Origin of the sequence: Clostridium sp. AF17-21AC (assembly GCF_003461365.1) — a bacterium.
GTDB lineage: Bacteria > Bacillota > Clostridia > Lachnospirales > Lachnospiraceae > Coprococcus > Coprococcus ammoniilyticus.
Window position 1 is genome coordinate 47,153 of the sequence record NZ_QTWY01000007.1, and the last position, 16,139, is coordinate 63,291.

A 16,139-nucleotide genomic window follows, 5' to 3' on the forward strand; every position below is an offset into this window, starting at 1 on the left:
TACTATGTTCATAAAGGAGATAACTATTATGAGCTTCGAAAATTATTTTCCACTATGGAATGACTTAAATACAGCACAGAAAAAACTAATTTCAGACAATTTGATCACACAGCATGTGAAAAAAGGAACAATCATTCACAACGGGAACATGGATTGTACCGGATTATTACTGGTTAAATCCGGGCAGCTTCGAACTTATATATTATCAGATGAAGGACGAGAGATTACACTCTACCGTCTGTTCGATATGGATATATGTCTTTTATCTGCCTCATGTATCATACGATCCATTCAATTTGAAGTAACCATTGAGGCAGAAAAAGATACTGATCTTTGGATCATCCCTGCTGAAATCTATAAGGGCATCATGAATGAATCTGCTCCTGTCGCAAACTATACCAATGAGTTAATGGCTACCCGTTTTTCTGATGTCATGTGGCTGATTGAACAAATCATGTGGAAGAGTTTGGATAAGCGTGTTGCTTCATTTCTTTTAGAAGAGACCTCTATCGAAGAAACAAATGAATTGAAAATCACTCACGAAACTATCGCCAACCATCTTGGTTCCCACAGGGAAGTTATCACTCGAATGCTTCGATACTTTCAAGGCGAGGGTCTCGTCAAACTCTCCCGGGGCAAAATCACAATCCTTGATCCAAAAAGACTGGAAACACTCCAAAGGTCATAAAACTGTTTTTCTGTAACATATAAAGAAGAATCCTCCATTTATCAGAATTATGAAAGTCATTCTAATAAATGGGGGATCTTTTTATGCTATAAGAAAATTATAAAAATATCGTGATTATTTTTTAATAATCCATACCACATGCATATGCCCTTTCAATCAGCGCACGGTCATTGACCACTGCATCATAGAATCGGAATCCGCCAGAGAAATTATACGTTTCATAACCGTTTCCTTCCAGAATACGGCTCGCAATATAACTGCGCAGACCACTCTGGCATATCAGATACACAGGCTTTCCTTTCTCAATTTCACTAATTCGTTCTCTCAGTTCATCTACAGGTATGTTTTTGAATCCATCTATATGCCCCCTGCTGAATTCACCTACAGTTCTCACATCTAGCAACTCCACATCTTTATCTTTAGAAATCTTGTCCATATCTTCCAAATGCCATTGCTTTAATGTCCCTTTTGCAATATTGTCTATCATAAATCCAGCCATGTTTACCGGATCCTTAGCAGAAGAATAAGGTGGTGCATATGCCAGATCCAGATCTTTCAACTGGGTTGCATTCAGCCCCGCATGAATTGCTGTTGCCAGCACATCAATACGTTTATCAACTCCTTCATATCCAATAATCTGAGCGCCAAGCAAACGATAGCTTTCTTTTTCAAAAACCACCTTCATGGTCATCTCTTTTCCACCAGGATAGTAACCGGCATGACTCATAGGAGAAAGAATTACTGTATCTACCTCTAATCCTGACTTTTTGGCATTGGTTTCATTGATACCTGTAGTGGCTGCTATCATATCAAACACTTTTATAACGGAGCTTCCCTGACTGCCCAGGTAACGACTATCACCGCCACAAATATTATCAGCGATGATTCTGCCCTGTTTATTGGCCGGTCCTGCCAAAGAAATCAGCGCATCATTACCCGTAACATAATGTTTTACCTGAACTGCATCACCTGCAGCATAAATATCCGGTACAGAGGTTTCCATTCTGTCATTCACTACAATACTTTCCTTGATGCCAAGTTCCAGACCGGCTTCTTTTGCTAATACTGTGTCTGGTGTGACTCCGATTGCCAGAACTACCATATCAGCCTGAAGGGATGGATTATCTTTCAACAGAACCTCCACTCCGTTGTCATTTCCTTTAAATCCTTCTACTGTATAGCCCAGTATCAGTTTTATCCCATGCTTTCTCATTTCATTATGGATCATGGATGCCATATCCGGGTCAAAAGGGTTCATCAGCTGCTTAGGCCCCTGGACAATCGTAACATCCATGCCAAGCTCCCTCAAATTTTCTGCCAGTTCCAGACCAATAAAACCGCCACCTGCCAATACAGCCGATTTTGGATGATTCTTATTTATATATTCCTTTATCCGAAAAGTGTCTTCTACAGTACGAAGTGTAAAAAGTTTATCAATACCTACTCCGGGAAGTCTCGGCTGTGTAGGCTTTGCACCTGGAGATAGGATTAGCTTATCATAGTTTTCTTCAAATATTTCACCGTTTTCTAAATTCTTCACTGAAACAGTTTTACATTCGGGATGTATTGAGATAACTTCATGATGAATTTTCATGTTAATACGGAAGCGTTTAAAAAAACTCTCTGGTGTCTGTAGTGTAAGTGCTTCCGGATCTGTAATCACGTCTCCAATATAATATGGAAGCCCACAATTCGCATAGGATATGTATCCGGATCTTTCATACACAGTAATTTCTGCATGTTCATCCAGTCTGCGTATTCTTGCTGCGGCTGTAGCTCCTCCTGCTACACCTCCTACGATTATTACCTTCATCTTATTTTTCCACCTTTCCTGAGTAAGCTGCAATGCCACCGATATTATTTACTTTAGAATATCCCATTCGTTGCAACATCCCAGTTGCCTGACGGCTCCGGGAACCGGAATAACAGTATACAAACAGAGGGATATCCTTATTCTTCGCTACAGAAACAATATTGTCTAGTTGCTGCAACGGCACATTTTTACTTTCTGGTATATGTCCTTCCTGATATTCCTGCGGAGTACGGACATCCAGCAGAACTGCACCAGCAGTCCTTTTATATTCTTCTATGCCTTGATTAATATTCGACTGTTTAAAGAAATTAAAAAATCCCATTAGCACACCTCTCTAAAGCATTTCTAAAATCGCATTCTTAGATCTCGCCCCTGAAACCTGCTGTACAATCTTCCCATTCTTCATAACCACTAAAGTCGGAATGCTCATAATACTGAACTTATTTGCCAGTTCAGGCTCTTCATCTACATTAATCTTTCCAACTTTAATATCCCTACGCTCACCTGCAATCTCCTCTACAATAGGTACTACCATACGGCAAGGCGCACACCAAGATGCCCAAAAATCTAAAAGAACGGTTTTATCGGAATTCAGTACTTCGTTCTCAAAATTATTTTTATTGATATTAATAGCAGACATTTTACAGTCCTCCTTATCTTTTTCTTTTTGTAGCTTTATTATAGTCTTAATTTCATTTGTTTTCCGTGATTACATCACCATACAACATTAAATTAACTTCTTGCCATACCATCTACACTTAATATAACACCTGTAATGTAACTCGCCTCATCTGAAGCAAGAAACACAAACGCATTGGCAATATCTTCTGGCTGTCCAAGACGACGCAATGGAATTCTTTCAATCATAGGTTCGATAACTTCCTTTGGCACAGCTTTCATCATATCAGTTTCTGTAATCCCAGGTGCAACAGCATTAACACGAATACCTTTGCTGGGATAAGGTCCTTAAGTTTTGGTACAAGAAGCGCACCAATCAGCATAACACCGGCACCCGCCATAAACTGCTTCATGCCCTGTGACTTTACTGATGTGTGATAAAGAAGTAATAGAAGTGTAAAAAATTTTGCCGTTCCTATCCGGCACATGAGGTATGTCGGATAGGTCGGGCGGTTATTCGGGCAAGTCCACCTTGCCAACAAAAGAATAATAAATCTCAATGTCCTGCCTACGGGTCTTGTTCTCGTCATAGCTGCACTCATGCACAACGATTTTCTCTACAAACTCCCGCAACAGAGTAGGGGTAAGTTCTTCAAAGCTGGTATGCCGCCGGACAACATTCATAAACTTTTCTGCGTTCACGGTGGCTTCCTGTGCTTTGGAAAGCTCCGCTTGGATAGCAGCGGCTCTTTCTTTCAGCTCCCGTTGTTCTGCTTCATAGTCTGCCGACAGCTCTGTGAAACGCTCGTCTGATATGCGCCCGGTCACGCTGTCCTCATACAGCCGCTTGAAGATAGCGGATAACTCGGCTATGCGTTTCTCGGCGGCTTCCAGTTCCTTTTTCTTAGCGGCGTTCCTGCGCTTGCCCCCGTCCTCGTTCTGCTCAATCAAGAGCTTCATAAACCGAGCTTCATGCTTTGCCGCATAGCTTGTCACTTTCCGCAGATTGGAGAGTACGCCAGCGGTCAAGAGGTCGGTGCGGATAAAGTGCGCCGTACAGTCATGGGTGCGTTTCTTGTAGTTGCCGCAGATATAACAGTCCTGCTTGCGCTTGTCCGTCTGGTATCGCTGCTGATACATGACACTGCCGCAGTCCGCACAGAACAGTATGCCGGAGAACAAGCCCACTTCATCATAGCGGTTCGGACGCTTGCGCTGTTTGCGTAATTCCTGCACACGCTCCCATGTCTGGGTGTCAATGATAGGCTCATGGTGGTTCTCGAAAATTGCCTGTTTCTCAATGGGATTTTCTACGCTGTGTTTGGTCTTGTAGGACGGTTTCTCCGTCTTGAAGTTCACCAGACAGCCCATGTACTCCCGATTTTCAAGGATATGCACCACAGTATTTGTCGCCCATTTGCATTCATAGCCGGGGTGATAGCGGCGTGTGCTGCCCGTCCTGCGGTATTCCAGCGTCCCCGGCGTGGGGATTTGCTGCTCTGTGAGCATACGGGCTATCTTGGTCGGACCATTCCCGGCAAGGCAGAGGTTGTATATCTGCTTGACTACGGGTGCGGCTTCCTCGTCAATAATGAAATTTTCGTCCTCGTCCATGAGGTAGCCATACACAGGCTTGCTTGTGATGGGCTTGCCACTCATGCCTTTTGAGCGTTTTACTGCTTTGATTTTCTTGCTCGTATCTCTCACCAGCCATTCGTTAAAGATATTCCGCAGCGGGGCAAAGTCATTGTCGCCCTGTGCGCTGTCCACTCCGTCATTGATAGCGATGAAGCGGACACCTTTCTGTGGGAAAATCATTTCCGTGTACATTCCCACTTGCAGGTAGTTTCGCCCTAACCTCGACATATCCTTTACGATAACGGTAGCCACTTTCCCGGCTTCAATGTCCGCAAGCATGGATTGAAAACCCGGTCTTTGGAAGTTCGCACCAGAATAGCCATCGTCCGTGTACCAGCGCAGATTGGAAAAACCGTTCTGCTTTGCGTAGGTTTCAAGAATACGCTTCTGGTTGGAAATGGAATTGCTTTCGCCTTGCAGCTCGTCCTCATGGGATAGTCTTGGATAAAGGGCAGTGATTTTCTGGGTGGTCTGTCTTAACATAAAATCCTCCGTTTCCGACAGCCAGCCCCACTATTCCGTACCTTGATTGTACCACATGGGGCGGCTGTCTGTATAGCGGCAAAAGCGTCAAATCTGCTTCTTTATGGTCGGTCAAATCGCTGTTTTTTGTGTAGCAGCTTCCGCTTCCAGCACTTTCATCATCTTGTCGGCTGCGGTATCGGTTGCGCCCTGCTTGAAGAAGCCGGAAACGGTAAGGACGGAGTTGCCCATGCGGATTTCCGTTACACAGTCCGGACGGCGGTCTGTTTTGGTGGTGCTTGTCTGTTTCGTTTCTGTCATAGGCTCTCCTTTCGCTGCTTCATCAGTTGCTTTAATCGTTCCAGCTTTTCCTGTGCGGTTTCCTTTCGGAAATTGCTGCCCGTGAAGCGGACGGGGGCGCACATAGAAAGCAGCCTGTCATAGATACGGGCGTGGGGCGTGTCCTGCGGGTGCTGCAATTCCTCCAGCGTGAGGTTGGTCGTGGCGATCAGCGGCTTGCCACTTCGGTAACGGCTGTCAATCACGCTGTAAACCTGTTCCAGCCCGTATTCCGTCCCTCGCTCCATACCAAAATCATCAAGTATCAGCAGGGGGTAGCTGCAAAGGTGGGAAATATACTCATTCCTGCCCTCAAAGCTGGCGGCAAGGTCATTCAGTATCGTTGCAAAGTTTGTCATGCACACCGGGACTTCCTGCTCCATAAGGGCGTTGGCGATACAGGCAGCAAGGTAGCTTTTTCCTGTCCCCACGCCGCCCCAAAACAGGTAGCCGATATTTTCAGCCTGCATGGTTTCCCAGCTATCCACATAAAAGCGGGCGGTTTCGGTCTGTGGGTTTCTGCCGTTGTCATGCTCAAATGTCCAGTTCCGCATAGCGGGGTCGGTAAAGCCCCGGCGTTTCAAGTCCTCCACTGTTTCAAGGTGCTTCTGTCGGCTTTCGGCGGCTTGCTGGTTTTCACGGGCTGCCCGCTGGCAGTCGCAGTCTGTTGGGTGGCGGTCACGCCCGAAACAGGTCTTTCCCTCTGCAAAGTAGGCTTCTTTGGGCGTATGGCACTTGCCGCAGTATAAAAGCCCGTCCTCGCCTGTGTAGTCCTCCGCTTCGGCGGTAGTGGTTGTAATGTCCGTAATCATAGCTTCAATCTCGTTTTTCATAAGCTCTCGCCCTCCTTGCATGAGTAATCGGGTATGCCCTGTTTCGGGGCAGCCTTGCCTTTGGCAGCGTCCTCCTGCGCCCACTTGTAAATGGTGGCTGCATGGCTGTGGTACTGCTTCCCGGCGGAAGCGATATGGCAGGAAAGCCGGTCAATATAATACTCCCACTTGTCGGGCAGCTCTGTTTTCAGCCCGGAAAGCTCTGTATCGGTCAGTATCACATTGTTGTATCTGCCATAAGCGGCGGGGGCGGGGTGTCCCGTTTCTCCCTCTCTCTCTTTTTCTATCTCTATCTCTTTCTCTAACTCTAACTCTATCTCTGGTGGACGAATGTCGGACAAATGTCCGCCTTTTGTCCGGGGCGGTAAAAGTGCCTTGTTTTCCAGCCTTGCAGCCCGTTTTCGCTCGGCTTCGGTAGAGGACTGTCCTATCATCAGCTCAATGTCGGTCATATAGAAAGCCCCGCTGTCAAGCTGCTCCACAAGCCCCAACTGCCGGAAAATCTCTAAAGCCCTCTCAACTGTCCCTATCTGGTGGCGGGTCAGTGTTGCTATCATCTGCGCTGTGTAGGGGATATGCTCGTCAAGCTGCAATTTCCCGCCGTTTTTCAGCGATTTTAAGTACAGCTTCAAGAGGATATTGGAGTATAAAATCCCGTCTTTCATATCTTCCAGCAGCACAATGGAGTCGCTGTCAAAAAAGTTCTCTTTCAGCTTGAGGTAGTAATATTTGCGGTTATCTGCCATTGTCCCTGTCCTCCTTTTTCCGGCGTTTGGAGTAGTAGCGGGGGCAGAGTATGATAACCGCCCGGAAGCTCTGCTTGCAGCTATGTGTACAGCCCCGGCAGAGGTCGTTGTATGTGATACGGTCGCAGGTGGTATTCCCGACTTTCACTTGCCGCAGGAAAAAAGACCATTCCAGCCGCCGTTTCTTGCTCATTCTTGGCATGGGTGCGCTCCTTTCTGCCGTTTCCGCTGGTGTGGCGGTATCGGCGGTAATTCTGTATCATCTCGGTATCATTTTCGGGGATTTTTTGCCCTGTACGCCCTGTTTTGAGGTCGGGGAGTATTGCGGATAGGGGTAAGGGCATATCCCTGTTTTTGTTTGGTTCCGGTATCATTTCGGGGCGGTTTTTAACGCTCCTGTTCCTGCCTTTTCACAGGCTTGCGCTCCCGGCGTAAAATCTGGTCGATATTGCCCTTGACGGTCTGTAAGCGGCGGTATTCCTCCCGTTTTGCCCGGTAATCGTTGTAGCCGCTGTTTTTCTCTTTGATAAGGCTTTCAATCTCTGCTTGCAGGGATTTATAGCTCGGCAGCTTGGAAATGCCGTTCTCCCTGAAATAACGGGCGGCTGCGTCTGCTATGATAAAGTCACTTTCGTGCTTCTGTCGGTAGGCTGCTTTTGCTTTGGCGTTTTTCTGCTGTTTCAGCCCGTCCCGGACAGGGCGGGTCTTGGAATAGGCAAGTACCTGCCGTTGCAGCTCCTTTTTCCCGTTCAGCGTCTTTTCCACCTGCTTCAGCTCTGTAAGGCTTTCCTGCATGGCGGCATAAGCGGCAGAACAGGCTTCGTCCAGTTCCTCCGGGGAAGAAAAGCCATACTGCTGATAGGCGGTAACGGTAGCTGCCATTTGCTTTAGGTTGTGCTTTGCCGCCCAATGGTCATAGCCCACGCCCTTGCCCTCGGCTCGCTTGGCTTCCCGGTCAACCATGCGCTGCAAGGTGTTGTCTGCCGGGGTGGTTTTTTTGGCTTTTTCCTCCCGCAAGCGTCCCTTTTGGGTGTGGGGGTATTCGGGTATGGCTGTGGTCTGTTCGGCGGCTCTGTGGGCGTTCTGCGTGAGCAGGGCAAGGACAGCAGCCTTGTCAAAATCGTCCCCCAGCTTCCGGGCTGTGATAGGCTTTGTCCTGTCTGGCGTGAGGTAGGAAAGACGCCCCCGGCTCTCCTTGACGGTCACGCCCTCCCGCAGCAAGAGGAAAGAAAACTCGTCAAAGCTGGTAGCTTGGGAAAGTGCCTGCCGTATCGTCCGGCGCAGCTTCGCCTTGTCCGTTTCAAACTTGGTGGGCTTGGTCGGCTGTCCGGCGGCTTCTCTGGCGGCGTTCTCTTTATCAAGGGCAAGCTGTCCTTTCTTTGCCGCCCAGTATTCCCGTTCCGTTATCCGTTCCTTGCTGCCGTTCAAGAGGTCGATTTGGTAAAGCCCCTCCCGGTGGCACATCTCCATGACTTCACTCTTGAAATATTCCATAGCGGCATTGGTACAGCGGTGCTTGCAGCCCTCCCTTGTGTCGGCTGGTCTGTCCATGTAGGGCAGAAGCGGGACTTCGTAAATCCGCAGGGAGTTGATGACGATATGCACATGGATATTCCCGCTGTGGTTATGCCCGTCCGGGTGGGTGCAGATTAGGGCTTGGTGTCCGGGGAAATGTGCCTTGCAGAACTGTTCCCCCAGTTCCTGCGCCCGGTCTGTGGTCAAGCCGTTGTCTGTTCCGTCCCGTGGGTCAAAGCTGATGATATAGTGGTGGCTTTTCACATCTTCCCGTTTTTGATTTTTCTCATGGCGGAGATTGGCTCGCATACAGGCAACGGCGAAATCCTCGCCCCCGCAGTTAAGGGAAGAAATGCGGTAATCCTCCCTCGGTATCAGCCGCCCGTTTTCATCAAGGGTGGGCTTCATGGTAAACTCGTCATGCTCAAATGTGAGGTAGGCTTCCGCTGCGCCATAGTCCGCATTTTTAGAGCTGATATGTTTGAATGTTGCCAACAGCGTCACCTACTTTCTGCAAGACTTCAAACTTTAGGGCAGCAAGGTCGGAAACCGCCGCCCGTACCTCCCCGGCAAGCTGCGGGTAGGGGCTGTGCCACTCGTTCAGCGTCCGGGCTATCTGGTTTAAGTTGCCGCCGATCCTGCCGTATTCGGCGGTCAGCTTCCCGACAGCGGCAAGCAGCTCGTCGTTGACGGGGGAAACGGTTATGATGGGGCGTATGGCTGCCCCGGTTATGGCTTGCCGGATAAACTCGGCTTGGCTCATGTTGCAGGCAGAAAGCCTTTCCGCAAACTCGACGTATTCTTCCTCGGTCATGCGTGTCTTGACTACCCGGCTGCGGTGCGGCGTGTTGTATCGTTTTCGCATGGTAAAACCTCCTTTCTGTGCGTGGTGTCCTCTCACTAATAGGAGAAAAACGGGGTGTGAAGCGGAACTGTTTTTGAAAAATCCGAAAAAATATTTTGAGGGATTTTTAAGCGGCGCAAGCCGCATAAGCAGGGTTTGGGGAAGGCACTCCCCAACAAGATTCCCGCAGGGGCAAAATGAGCGAAAAGCGAATTTTGGTACTGCGGTAGAATCTTGCTCTAAGAAACTGCCGGACTGCCGCTCACTTGCTACTGCCACTTTTTCGGGAAATCATAACCAACTTTTTCTTTCGCAAATAGAGCGTTGGGCTGTCTGCGTTTTGCCCGCTGTATGAAAAAATCAGCAGCCTTTTTCGGGCTTCACTCCTTACTACGGAACATTTTGAAATTTGCCAAAAATGGGTGCAAAAAAGCAGTAAATCGGTTTCAGACTTACTGCTTCATGTGCCGCTGTGGGGCGGCGGTTATTCAGTTGTAAATAATAAAAGAGGGCGGTAGCACTTTGGGCTATCGTCCTCTTGGCTGCTTATCAGCAAAGCCAGACGGGGCTGTCAACGGTGGGCGAAGCCCATTCACTTGCCGTTGACTGGCTCGGCTGGGTTTGCTATTTAGCAAAAATCAGGGATTGTTATGCAACTCAATGTGTGTTGTTTTACCGTACATGAGCATTCTGCCGAAACACCATCAACCAATGAAACCTTTGTAAGAAACAAACCATAATATTAACAAATGGGCTGGATAAAAAACGTAAAAAAGATATTTATAATCTTTTCCTTTCTTTCCGTTATATACTTTAAGCAAAATAAGTGCGACTGCTGCAAATAGTTGTATCCACATAAATTGTAATGACATAACGCATAAAGATAAAACACACCCTATCCAATAGCAAGTTTTCTTTTTATGAAATAGATACATAGATGCAATAAGCAATATTCCTCCTATTCCTCCATCTGAAAATATTGCAAATAGAGCAGAAATGCTTATCACGATAATTGTTAAAAGAATATATTTTACATTGCTTTCAATTTTTGTGCGTATTCTTTCTAAAGTCCACATCATAATAATAGCAATAATAAATGTCCACAACACATTTTGCTTAGAAATTTCAAGTACAGTTCCTGTATTCGCAAGGTCATACGGGATTTCAGATATAATTGCAAATAGAAATAATCTACATAGATATTTCCTCAAATTATGTGTATGGAGAAATCCTTCTACAATCATAAATGAAAAAATCGGAAAAGCCAGTCGCCCAATAATGCGGCAGACCATATAAATTAGATATATTATTCTTGCCTTATTCGGGACTAACTCACCCATCATTTCAACGCCATTCACTATACATGCGTTTACATACATTGGATAAATTATAAATGCACCTATATGATCCAATAACATTGACAGTAATGCAATTATTTTTATTTTATCTCTACTTAGTAATTGCCCATTAAAATTTGATTGTATTTGTTCCATTTTTCTCCCTCGAAAATTCTTATTTGTTAAAATGATTTTATCATATCATCAATCCAAACTCAACGGTCAAGCCGGAACTTGAACAGGCTTTCAATCAGCTTTGTTCTGATGTAGTCCTCCATATCAGAGTTATAATAGCCGTTCATTTTGGAGAAGTAGCGGATATATCCAGCGTAACGGTCAAGGACAGCTTGTATCGCTATGGGGTCGCCCTCATGTGCCTTTACAATCGTGTCATAGGGGAGAAGTCGGTTACTCATGGGACAACACCTCCATTTCCTCTTTCAGTTGCTTCAAGGCAAGCTGGATATGCCGTCCGATTGTACTGCGTGCCCTGCCGCTTTGCTCCCCGATTTTTTTCTGCGTCATGTGCTGGAAATAATACAAAAAGATTTCCTCCTGCGTCTGTTTCGGCAATCGGGCAAAAGCCGTAGCAAGGGTGCAGTTATCCAGTAATACCGTCTGCCCCCGGACAGAAAACAAGTAGGGTTCTCCATAATCCGGCACTGAAAAATATTCGTCTGTGGTACTGAACGGGACAAATTTTTCTTCGGTCAAGTATTCAAAGGAGAGTTCCCGCTTCCACCTCGTCGCCAGCATACGGGCAGCACTAAAGGACGCATGGCGAATGACAATCCGGCAATACGCATTATGGGCGTGGCGGATATGTTCTTGATAGGTTTCATATTCAGTCATGGAAAATCCCCCTTTCTTCGATTATGGGAAAGGGCGGCAGCACTTTTTGCTGTCGCCCCTTGATTACCCACCAGCAAGGACAGACGGGGCTGTCAACGGTGGGCGAAGCCCATTTACTTGCCGTTGACTGGCTCGGCTGGTTTTGCTATATAGTATTCTTATATGTTACTTTACCGTACATGAGCATTACCTTGCTATTTGATATAAATTTTAGAAATTGTATCCTCAACCCCCTCAATCAGTAAACGAACATGAATTTTACCATTTTCAAATTCATCTAACGAATACTCTAATGTTTCGGAAAGATTTGTAACATCAACGGATTTTACTATATCACCCTGCACCAAATATAATGTGATACTTGCATTACTCGGAACAGTACCGCAGGAAATGTCTGCATATAAAATATCCGTTTCAGCATTGTTGATAATCATGTCCTCTTGCGCAATAAATCCGTCACTGGCACTCTTAAAATCTAATGTCCATACACCGTCTTTCACGACTTCATAATTCATACTGATACCCCCGATATTCCATACTTTGTCATTAGAAGTAATATCAGAATTGATTCCTTTTCCGGAAGCAGCACTAACGATAAAACCGGTAAGACAGGTAATCATAAGTATCATGCTGACTGTTCCCATAATGATGTAACCTATATGATGTGTTCGCTTCATTTCCATATCGTTTATTTCCTCCTTATGTTCTATCTTTGAACCACATTCTTCACAATATTTCGCTTTCAAAGAAACTAAATGTCCACAAGCAACGCAACTTTGCTTTACTTCTGAACGCCGCAAAAAATAAACAAGCAACCCAATAAACGGAGTAGTGAAAAAAGTAATGATTGCCCAAAGAATACCGTCATCATTTCTTTTCCTGCAATCCTGATATACCCATGCTGCAAAGAAACCGGACATAAACAAGGCAAATATAAAAACACCCATAATTAGTAACGGAAACATCAAAGACATTCCATTAAAACCATCACTTTTGAAATAGTACAACACAAAGCGTAAGGCAATCATCAACAGCACAATAGGAATCCCTATATAAACAAGTATTTTTCCAATGTTTTTATTCATACTAAAGCACCTCTTTTCTGAATATGAACAGTAATATTCTCTTTCAAATTCGCTCTTTTTACCCCCAACAATGTTATCAGAATACCTACTGTACCCATATACAAACAAATACCTGCAATCAGTTTGGCGATATATGGGCTTGAGATAACTAAAAGGGCAAATATCGCAAATAATGTAAATGATATGAAATTCAAAATCATAGGAACAAACCAAAGGGAAATGGAATGAGTTTGCTTTCTCGCCATAACGGCTTCTTTTTGATAAATCTCAGCTTTTAAGCGGGAATTTAATTCAAAAGAAGGCTTATCCTCTATTTCCATTGATGTACGGATTAGTTCATTCAAATCATTTTCAAAATTTTTATTTTCCATATCCTAATTCCTCCAATCTTTTTTTAATCAAGCTTCTTCCCTTAAATAATCTGCTTTTTACTGTGCCCGGTGGTTTTTTTATCTCTTTGGCTATTTCGCCAATCGGCTGCTCAAATAAGTAATAGAGTATTAAGGGGACTCGGAATTTTTCGGGTAAGTTTTCAATTATTTTGTTTATTTCAACAATCAATTCCTGCCTGAATATGTTTTCTTCGATATTTTCCTCTGAATGCAATTCGTTTTCATTTGCTTCATCAAAGTTGGCACAAGGGACAAGAGTAGAGCGACGGGCATTTTTTCGCTGCTCACTTTTCCAGAGATTATAGGCAAACGAGAAAAATAATGCTTTTGGGTTTTGCTCCCAGTCAAGTTCCATATCGCTTTCCAATGCTTTCAGAAACGTCTGCTGGTACAAATCTTCCGCATTTTCCTTGTCCATACATAGCTTCATGCAAAAACGATAAATTTCTGTGCCAAATTCATCTATACACTTTTCCAATTCCCACGCTTTCAAGTTCTCACCTCCTGTATCTTTTCACTCTATATCCGTCATGGTATTTCCTACGGTTCATTTTTTTCAAAAATTATATCATATTTTTCTTGATAATCTCTTACGGAATAGCAAGGTGCTATCTGTTATGTTTAGTGTTACTTTACCGCACATGAGCATTTGCACCCGGGTTATCATTACCATAACCTTCAAGCAGATTTACAACGCCAAGAACTGCAAGACCACCGCCTACTGCAATGATAACGACCTTGAGTGCTGATACACCGCTTGTAAGGAACGATGTATAGTCAAGCAGGATAAGCAGGTTTGCAAGCAGCTTGTGTGAAGCAAAAAATGACGCAACACTTGAAAGTAAGTTAGAGCCTGACATGGCAGTCATGGCATAATTCATAAGTAAATTCATAATAAATAATCTCCTTTTAATCTCTTATTTTTCGACCCTCCGTGATATAATAAGAGCGGTCTATTGTGGTGATAGATCAGGAGCAGCGGCAAATACACACATGAAGGATTCTCCCCTCATTTATTCTTTTTACTGTAAAGCCGCTGCTTCGTTTTGCTCTGCTTTCTTCATCATCCCGGCTTCCTCTATGGCAAAGTTCACCAGATCATCCGGATACTTCACTCCGGTAAGGTCAAGTTCTATGAACTTATCCTTCTTGGAAAACTTCGGTCTGCCATATTCGGAAACATATTTCTCAATATCAAATTGATTTTTCTTGTCAAAATCCGAAAGCTCTTTGTACATCTCGTGTGCGGTTATATCAACCTTATCTGAAAAGAACGGTCTTACTCCACGCACCTGCAATATACATTTGCCGCCATCCATAAGAGCCAGGCGGTCTTGGCTCATAAGCTCTCGTCCAAGTTTCTGATAGTTCAGACCATAGGACTGAGATGTTCCTCTGGTATCAGATGTGTTGTATGTGTCAATAGTTTCCTTACCCAGCACTTCCGACAGATCTTTTAATGTTGACTTTTCCTTGCCACCTAAAAACAGAAATGTATCGCAGTTACCCTCGATCGTCTCTGCGTTATCCTTATAAATTGACTTTAACTGTGCCTTAGACTGTAGGATAATGGAAGCCGATATCTCTCTGCTTCGTATGGTTGCAATCAGCTTGTCAAACTTCGGAATCTGTCCGATGTTTGTGAACTCGTCTAAGATACACCTAACATGTACCGGGAGCTTTCCATGGTATTCATCGTCTGCAATCGTACAGAGCAGATTGAAAAGCTGTGTGTACATGATTGATACCAAAAAATTAAGGGAATCATCTGTATCCGAAATAATGACAAACAATGCTGTCTTTCTTCTACCGATGTCCCCTAAGTCGAGTTCATCATATGCTGTTATCTCCCTGACTTCCTTGATGTCAAATGGTGCAAGTCTCGCACCACAGGAAACCAGAATACTCTTGGCTGTCTTACCTGAAACAAAATGTCAAAGACTTTTTAGTACCCATACATTTCATTGCATGAAAAAAGCCACTGTAGATTTCTCCACAATGGCTATAAAGTCATTTTTATTCACTTTTGATTTTCGGCAACCTCATGCCCAAACTGGAATAGGTTTGACACTTTATTCGGGACTGAACTCCTTATCGGTAATGACATAATGAAATTCATCTGCACCAAAGGTATCTTTGTCCAGATCTGTAATAGTAAATGTAGTTCCATCAAATTTCATATAGCCGCTGGTGCCGTCAACAACAACGCCATCTTTTACAATGTCCAGATAAACAATTCTATCGATGCTATTCAACTCATAGGCCTGCCAACCGTCCACACCCTGAAAATAGGCTGTAACATTGGCAAACGGTTCATCGTTTTCCTTCTTGCAGACAAGATAACTGGCACTGTCCTCCGATACCCAGGTGGCAGTCATTCCCCAAGGACCTTCCGTTGATACATATCTCCCAAATTTATGGTCGTTGGTACGGTTAATTATGAGTCCTACAAAAGAACCAACAACGAGTACAAGAATAAGCACAACGACACCAACAATGATTTTTACATTCTTCCTCATGATAAATTCCCCCTTCCATAAATTCATCTGTTAAGAATATTCTTATTTTTCGCTCTTATTGAACATACTAATTATACCACAATATATGCAAGTTTTCCATATGCTTTTCTACCTATGCCGTATGCTGATTTGCCCTAACATCATTCTCAATCAGCCTCTTTATCTTGTCCTTCATGCTTTCTTCGGCATCCTCATTGAAATGCACTCTCACAACATACATTGTGCCACCTATCTGCTTTCTGAGTGCTACCGGTGTGTGTGATTTTCTATTCTCCATTTGTGTTCTCCTTTATGTCTGCCTGGTAAGGAAGAGCCTCTTTCAGCTGACAACCGGAAGCTGACAACCGACCTCTAAAAACTCTCAATTCCTTTTATTTATAGTTACTTTTCCTAAATTTACTTTTTCTCAAATATTCCGTTGCTTTCGTTGTCAGAACTATATATATCCCTTAAAAACA

The 16,139-nt window shown here is 44.5% G+C and carries 21 protein-coding genes and 2 pseudogenes; 1 reads left to right on the forward strand and 22 read right to left on the reverse strand.

The window, feature by feature from the left end; translation table 11 throughout:
• Positions 1–28: 28 nt before the first annotated feature.
• Entirely contained in the window at positions 29–688 is a 660-nt protein-coding gene (locus tag DWW85_RS10705) for a Crp/Fnr family transcriptional regulator (RefSeq protein ID WP_226801021.1), read from the forward strand.
• A gap of 121 nt (positions 689–809) precedes the next feature.
• Here DWW85_RS10705 and DWW85_RS10710 read toward each other — a convergent pair whose 3' ends face one another.
• The 22 genes and pseudogenes from DWW85_RS10710 to DWW85_RS10815 all read right to left on the reverse strand — a co-directional run bounded on the left by DWW85_RS10710 (position 810) and on the right by DWW85_RS10815 (position 15,958).
• On the reverse strand, positions 810–2,501 hold the full coding sequence (locus DWW85_RS10710; protein ID WP_117808619.1) for an FAD-dependent oxidoreductase: 1,692 nt from the start codon (positions 2,499–2,501) through the stop codon (positions 810–812).
• Position 2,502: 1 nt separating this feature from the next.
• On the reverse strand, positions 2,503–2,823 hold the full coding sequence (locus DWW85_RS10715; RefSeq protein ID WP_117808620.1) for a rhodanese-like domain-containing protein: 321 nt from the start codon (positions 2,821–2,823) through the stop codon (positions 2,503–2,505).
• A gap of 12 nt (positions 2,824–2,835) precedes the next feature.
• Positions 2,836–3,141 (reverse strand): thioredoxin, encoded by a 306-nt coding sequence (gene trxA, locus DWW85_RS10720; protein ID WP_008402246.1) that lies wholly within the window; start codon positions 3,139–3,141, stop codon positions 2,836–2,838.
• A gap of 92 nt (positions 3,142–3,233) precedes the next feature.
• Positions 3,234–3,452 (reverse strand): annotated as a pseudogene (locus DWW85_RS10725) (SDR family oxidoreductase); the annotation flags it as partial.
• Between the two features lie 15 nt (positions 3,453–3,467).
• Positions 3,468–3,605 (reverse strand): hypothetical protein, encoded by a 138-nt coding sequence (locus DWW85_RS10730; RefSeq protein WP_242996173.1) that lies wholly within the window; start codon positions 3,603–3,605, stop codon positions 3,468–3,470.
• 27 nt (positions 3,606–3,632) lie between these two features.
• Positions 3,633–5,240 (reverse strand): recombinase family protein, encoded by a 1,608-nt coding sequence (locus DWW85_RS10735; protein WP_078784320.1) that lies wholly within the window; start codon positions 5,238–5,240, stop codon positions 3,633–3,635.
• 111 nt (positions 5,241–5,351) lie between these two features.
• Positions 5,352–5,540 (reverse strand): transposon-encoded TnpW family protein, encoded by a 189-nt coding sequence (locus DWW85_RS10740; protein ID WP_002569233.1) that lies wholly within the window; start codon positions 5,538–5,540, stop codon positions 5,352–5,354.
• Positions 5,537–6,391: an ATP-binding protein gene (locus DWW85_RS10745; RefSeq protein ID WP_078784319.1), complete on the reverse strand. Its 855-nt coding sequence runs from the start codon at positions 6,389–6,391 to the stop codon at positions 5,537–5,539. Before DWW85_RS10745 ends, DWW85_RS10740 begins: the two co-directional genes overlap by 4 nt.
• Positions 6,388–7,137 carry a phage replisome organizer N-terminal domain-containing protein gene (locus DWW85_RS10750; RefSeq protein WP_117808622.1) on the reverse strand — a complete coding sequence of 250 codons (750 nt, stop codon included), beginning with the start codon at positions 7,135–7,137 and terminating at the stop codon, positions 6,388–6,390. The genes DWW85_RS10745 and DWW85_RS10750 overlap by 4 nt, the downstream gene beginning before the upstream one ends.
• Complete coding sequence (locus tag DWW85_RS10755; RefSeq protein WP_005927784.1) at positions 7,127–7,339, reverse strand: hypothetical protein; 213 nt, start codon at positions 7,337–7,339, stop codon at positions 7,127–7,129. The genes DWW85_RS10750 and DWW85_RS10755 overlap by 11 nt, the downstream gene beginning before the upstream one ends.
• 185 nt (positions 7,340–7,524) lie before the next feature.
• On the reverse strand, positions 7,525–9,147 hold the full coding sequence (locus DWW85_RS10760; RefSeq protein WP_006555733.1) for a relaxase/mobilization nuclease domain-containing protein: 1,623 nt from the start codon (positions 9,145–9,147) through the stop codon (positions 7,525–7,527).
• Complete coding sequence (locus tag DWW85_RS10765; protein WP_117808623.1) at positions 9,119–9,517, reverse strand: plasmid mobilization relaxosome protein MobC; 399 nt, start codon at positions 9,515–9,517, stop codon at positions 9,119–9,121. The genes DWW85_RS10760 and DWW85_RS10765 overlap by 29 nt, the downstream gene beginning before the upstream one ends.
• Positions 9,518–10,200: 683 nt before the next feature.
• The gene (locus tag DWW85_RS10770; protein ID WP_117808624.1) at positions 10,201–10,989 is read right to left on the reverse strand and encodes a TraX family protein; all 789 of its coding nucleotides are present in this window, start codon (positions 10,987–10,989) and stop codon (positions 10,201–10,203) included.
• Between the two features lie 59 nt (positions 10,990–11,048).
• Complete coding sequence (locus DWW85_RS10775) at positions 11,049–11,249, reverse strand: helix-turn-helix domain-containing protein (protein ID WP_117808625.1); 201 nt, start codon at positions 11,247–11,249, stop codon at positions 11,049–11,051.
• Complete coding sequence (locus DWW85_RS10780; RefSeq protein ID WP_117808626.1) at positions 11,242–11,685, reverse strand: sigma factor-like helix-turn-helix DNA-binding protein; 444 nt, start codon at positions 11,683–11,685, stop codon at positions 11,242–11,244. The genes DWW85_RS10775 and DWW85_RS10780 overlap by 8 nt, the downstream gene beginning before the upstream one ends.
• 194 nt (positions 11,686–11,879) lie before the next feature.
• Complete coding sequence (locus DWW85_RS10785) at positions 11,880–12,770, reverse strand: zinc ribbon domain-containing protein (RefSeq protein ID WP_117808627.1); 891 nt, start codon at positions 12,768–12,770, stop codon at positions 11,880–11,882.
• Complete coding sequence (locus DWW85_RS10790; protein WP_117808628.1) at positions 12,767–13,141, reverse strand: hypothetical protein; 375 nt, start codon at positions 13,139–13,141, stop codon at positions 12,767–12,769. Before DWW85_RS10790 ends, DWW85_RS10785 begins: the two co-directional genes overlap by 4 nt.
• Positions 13,131–13,655 carry an RNA polymerase sigma factor gene (locus tag DWW85_RS10795; protein WP_117808629.1) on the reverse strand — a complete coding sequence of 175 codons (525 nt, stop codon included), beginning with the start codon at positions 13,653–13,655 and terminating at the stop codon, positions 13,131–13,133. The genes DWW85_RS10790 and DWW85_RS10795 overlap by 11 nt, the downstream gene beginning before the upstream one ends.
• A gap of 139 nt (positions 13,656–13,794) precedes the next feature.
• The gene (locus tag DWW85_RS10800; RefSeq protein ID WP_008402226.1) at positions 13,795–14,055 is read right to left on the reverse strand and encodes a Maff2 family mobile element protein; all 261 of its coding nucleotides are present in this window, start codon (positions 14,053–14,055) and stop codon (positions 13,795–13,797) included.
• 129 nt (positions 14,056–14,184) lie between these two features.
• A pseudogene (locus DWW85_RS10805) lies at positions 14,185–15,087 on the reverse strand (TraM recognition domain-containing protein); the annotation flags it as partial.
• A gap of 147 nt (positions 15,088–15,234) precedes the next feature.
• Positions 15,235–15,681, reverse strand: coding sequence for a hypothetical protein (locus DWW85_RS10810; RefSeq protein WP_226801020.1), 447 nt, complete (start codon positions 15,679–15,681; stop codon positions 15,235–15,237).
• 112 nt (positions 15,682–15,793) lie between these two features.
• Positions 15,794–15,958, reverse strand: coding sequence for a transposon-encoded TnpW family protein (locus DWW85_RS10815; protein ID WP_004853612.1), 165 nt, complete (start codon positions 15,956–15,958; stop codon positions 15,794–15,796).
• Positions 15,959–16,139 lie beyond the last annotated feature (181 nt).

Bases quoted from the DNA above. Each gene is read 5' to 3' on its own strand.
- DWW85_RS10705 (WP_226801021.1), top strand. From the start codon at position 29: ATGAGCTTCGAAAATTATTTTCCACTATGGAATGACTTAAATACAGCA.
- DWW85_RS10710 (WP_117808619.1), bottom strand. From the start codon at position 2,501: ATGAAGGTAATAATCGTAGGAGGTGTAGCAGGAGGAGCTACAGCCGCA.
- DWW85_RS10715 (WP_117808620.1), bottom strand. From the start codon at position 2,823: ATGGGATTTTTTAATTTCTTTAAACAGTCGAATATTAATCAAGGCATA.
- trxA (WP_008402246.1), bottom strand. From the start codon at position 3,141: ATGTCTGCTATTAATATCAATAAAAATAATTTTGAGAACGAAGTACTG.
- DWW85_RS10735 (WP_078784320.1), bottom strand. From the start codon at position 5,240: ATGTTAAGACAGACCACCCAGAAAATCACTGCCCTTTATCCAAGACTA.
- DWW85_RS10740 (WP_002569233.1), bottom strand. From the start codon at position 5,540: ATGACAGAAACGAAACAGACAAGCACCACCAAAACAGACCGCCGTCCG.
- DWW85_RS10745 (WP_078784319.1), bottom strand. From the start codon at position 6,391: ATGAAAAACGAGATTGAAGCTATGATTACGGACATTACAACCACTACC.
- DWW85_RS10750 (WP_117808622.1), bottom strand. From the start codon at position 7,137: ATGGCAGATAACCGCAAATATTACTACCTCAAGCTGAAAGAGAACTTT.
- DWW85_RS10755 (WP_005927784.1), bottom strand. From the start codon at position 7,339: ATGCCAAGAATGAGCAAGAAACGGCGGCTGGAATGGTCTTTTTTCCTG.
- DWW85_RS10765 (WP_117808623.1), bottom strand. From the start codon at position 9,517: ATGCGAAAACGATACAACACGCCGCACCGCAGCCGGGTAGTCAAGACA.
- DWW85_RS10770 (WP_117808624.1), bottom strand. From the start codon at position 10,989: ATGGAACAAATACAATCAAATTTTAATGGGCAATTACTAAGTAGAGAT.
- DWW85_RS10775 (WP_117808625.1), bottom strand. From the start codon at position 11,249: ATGAGTAACCGACTTCTCCCCTATGACACGATTGTAAAGGCACATGAG.
- DWW85_RS10780 (WP_117808626.1), bottom strand. From the start codon at position 11,685: ATGACTGAATATGAAACCTATCAAGAACATATCCGCCACGCCCATAAT.
- DWW85_RS10785 (WP_117808627.1), bottom strand. From the start codon at position 12,770: ATGAATAAAAACATTGGAAAAATACTTGTTTATATAGGGATTCCTATT.
- DWW85_RS10790 (WP_117808628.1), bottom strand. From the start codon at position 13,141: ATGGAAAATAAAAATTTTGAAAATGATTTGAATGAACTAATCCGTACA.
- DWW85_RS10800 (WP_008402226.1), bottom strand. From the start codon at position 14,055: ATGAATTTACTTATGAATTATGCCATGACTGCCATGTCAGGCTCTAAC.
- DWW85_RS10810 (WP_226801020.1), bottom strand. From the start codon at position 15,681: ATGAGGAAGAATGTAAAAATCATTGTTGGTGTCGTTGTGCTTATTCTT.
- DWW85_RS10815 (WP_004853612.1), bottom strand. From the start codon at position 15,958: ATGGAGAATAGAAAATCACACACACCGGTAGCACTCAGAAAGCAGATA.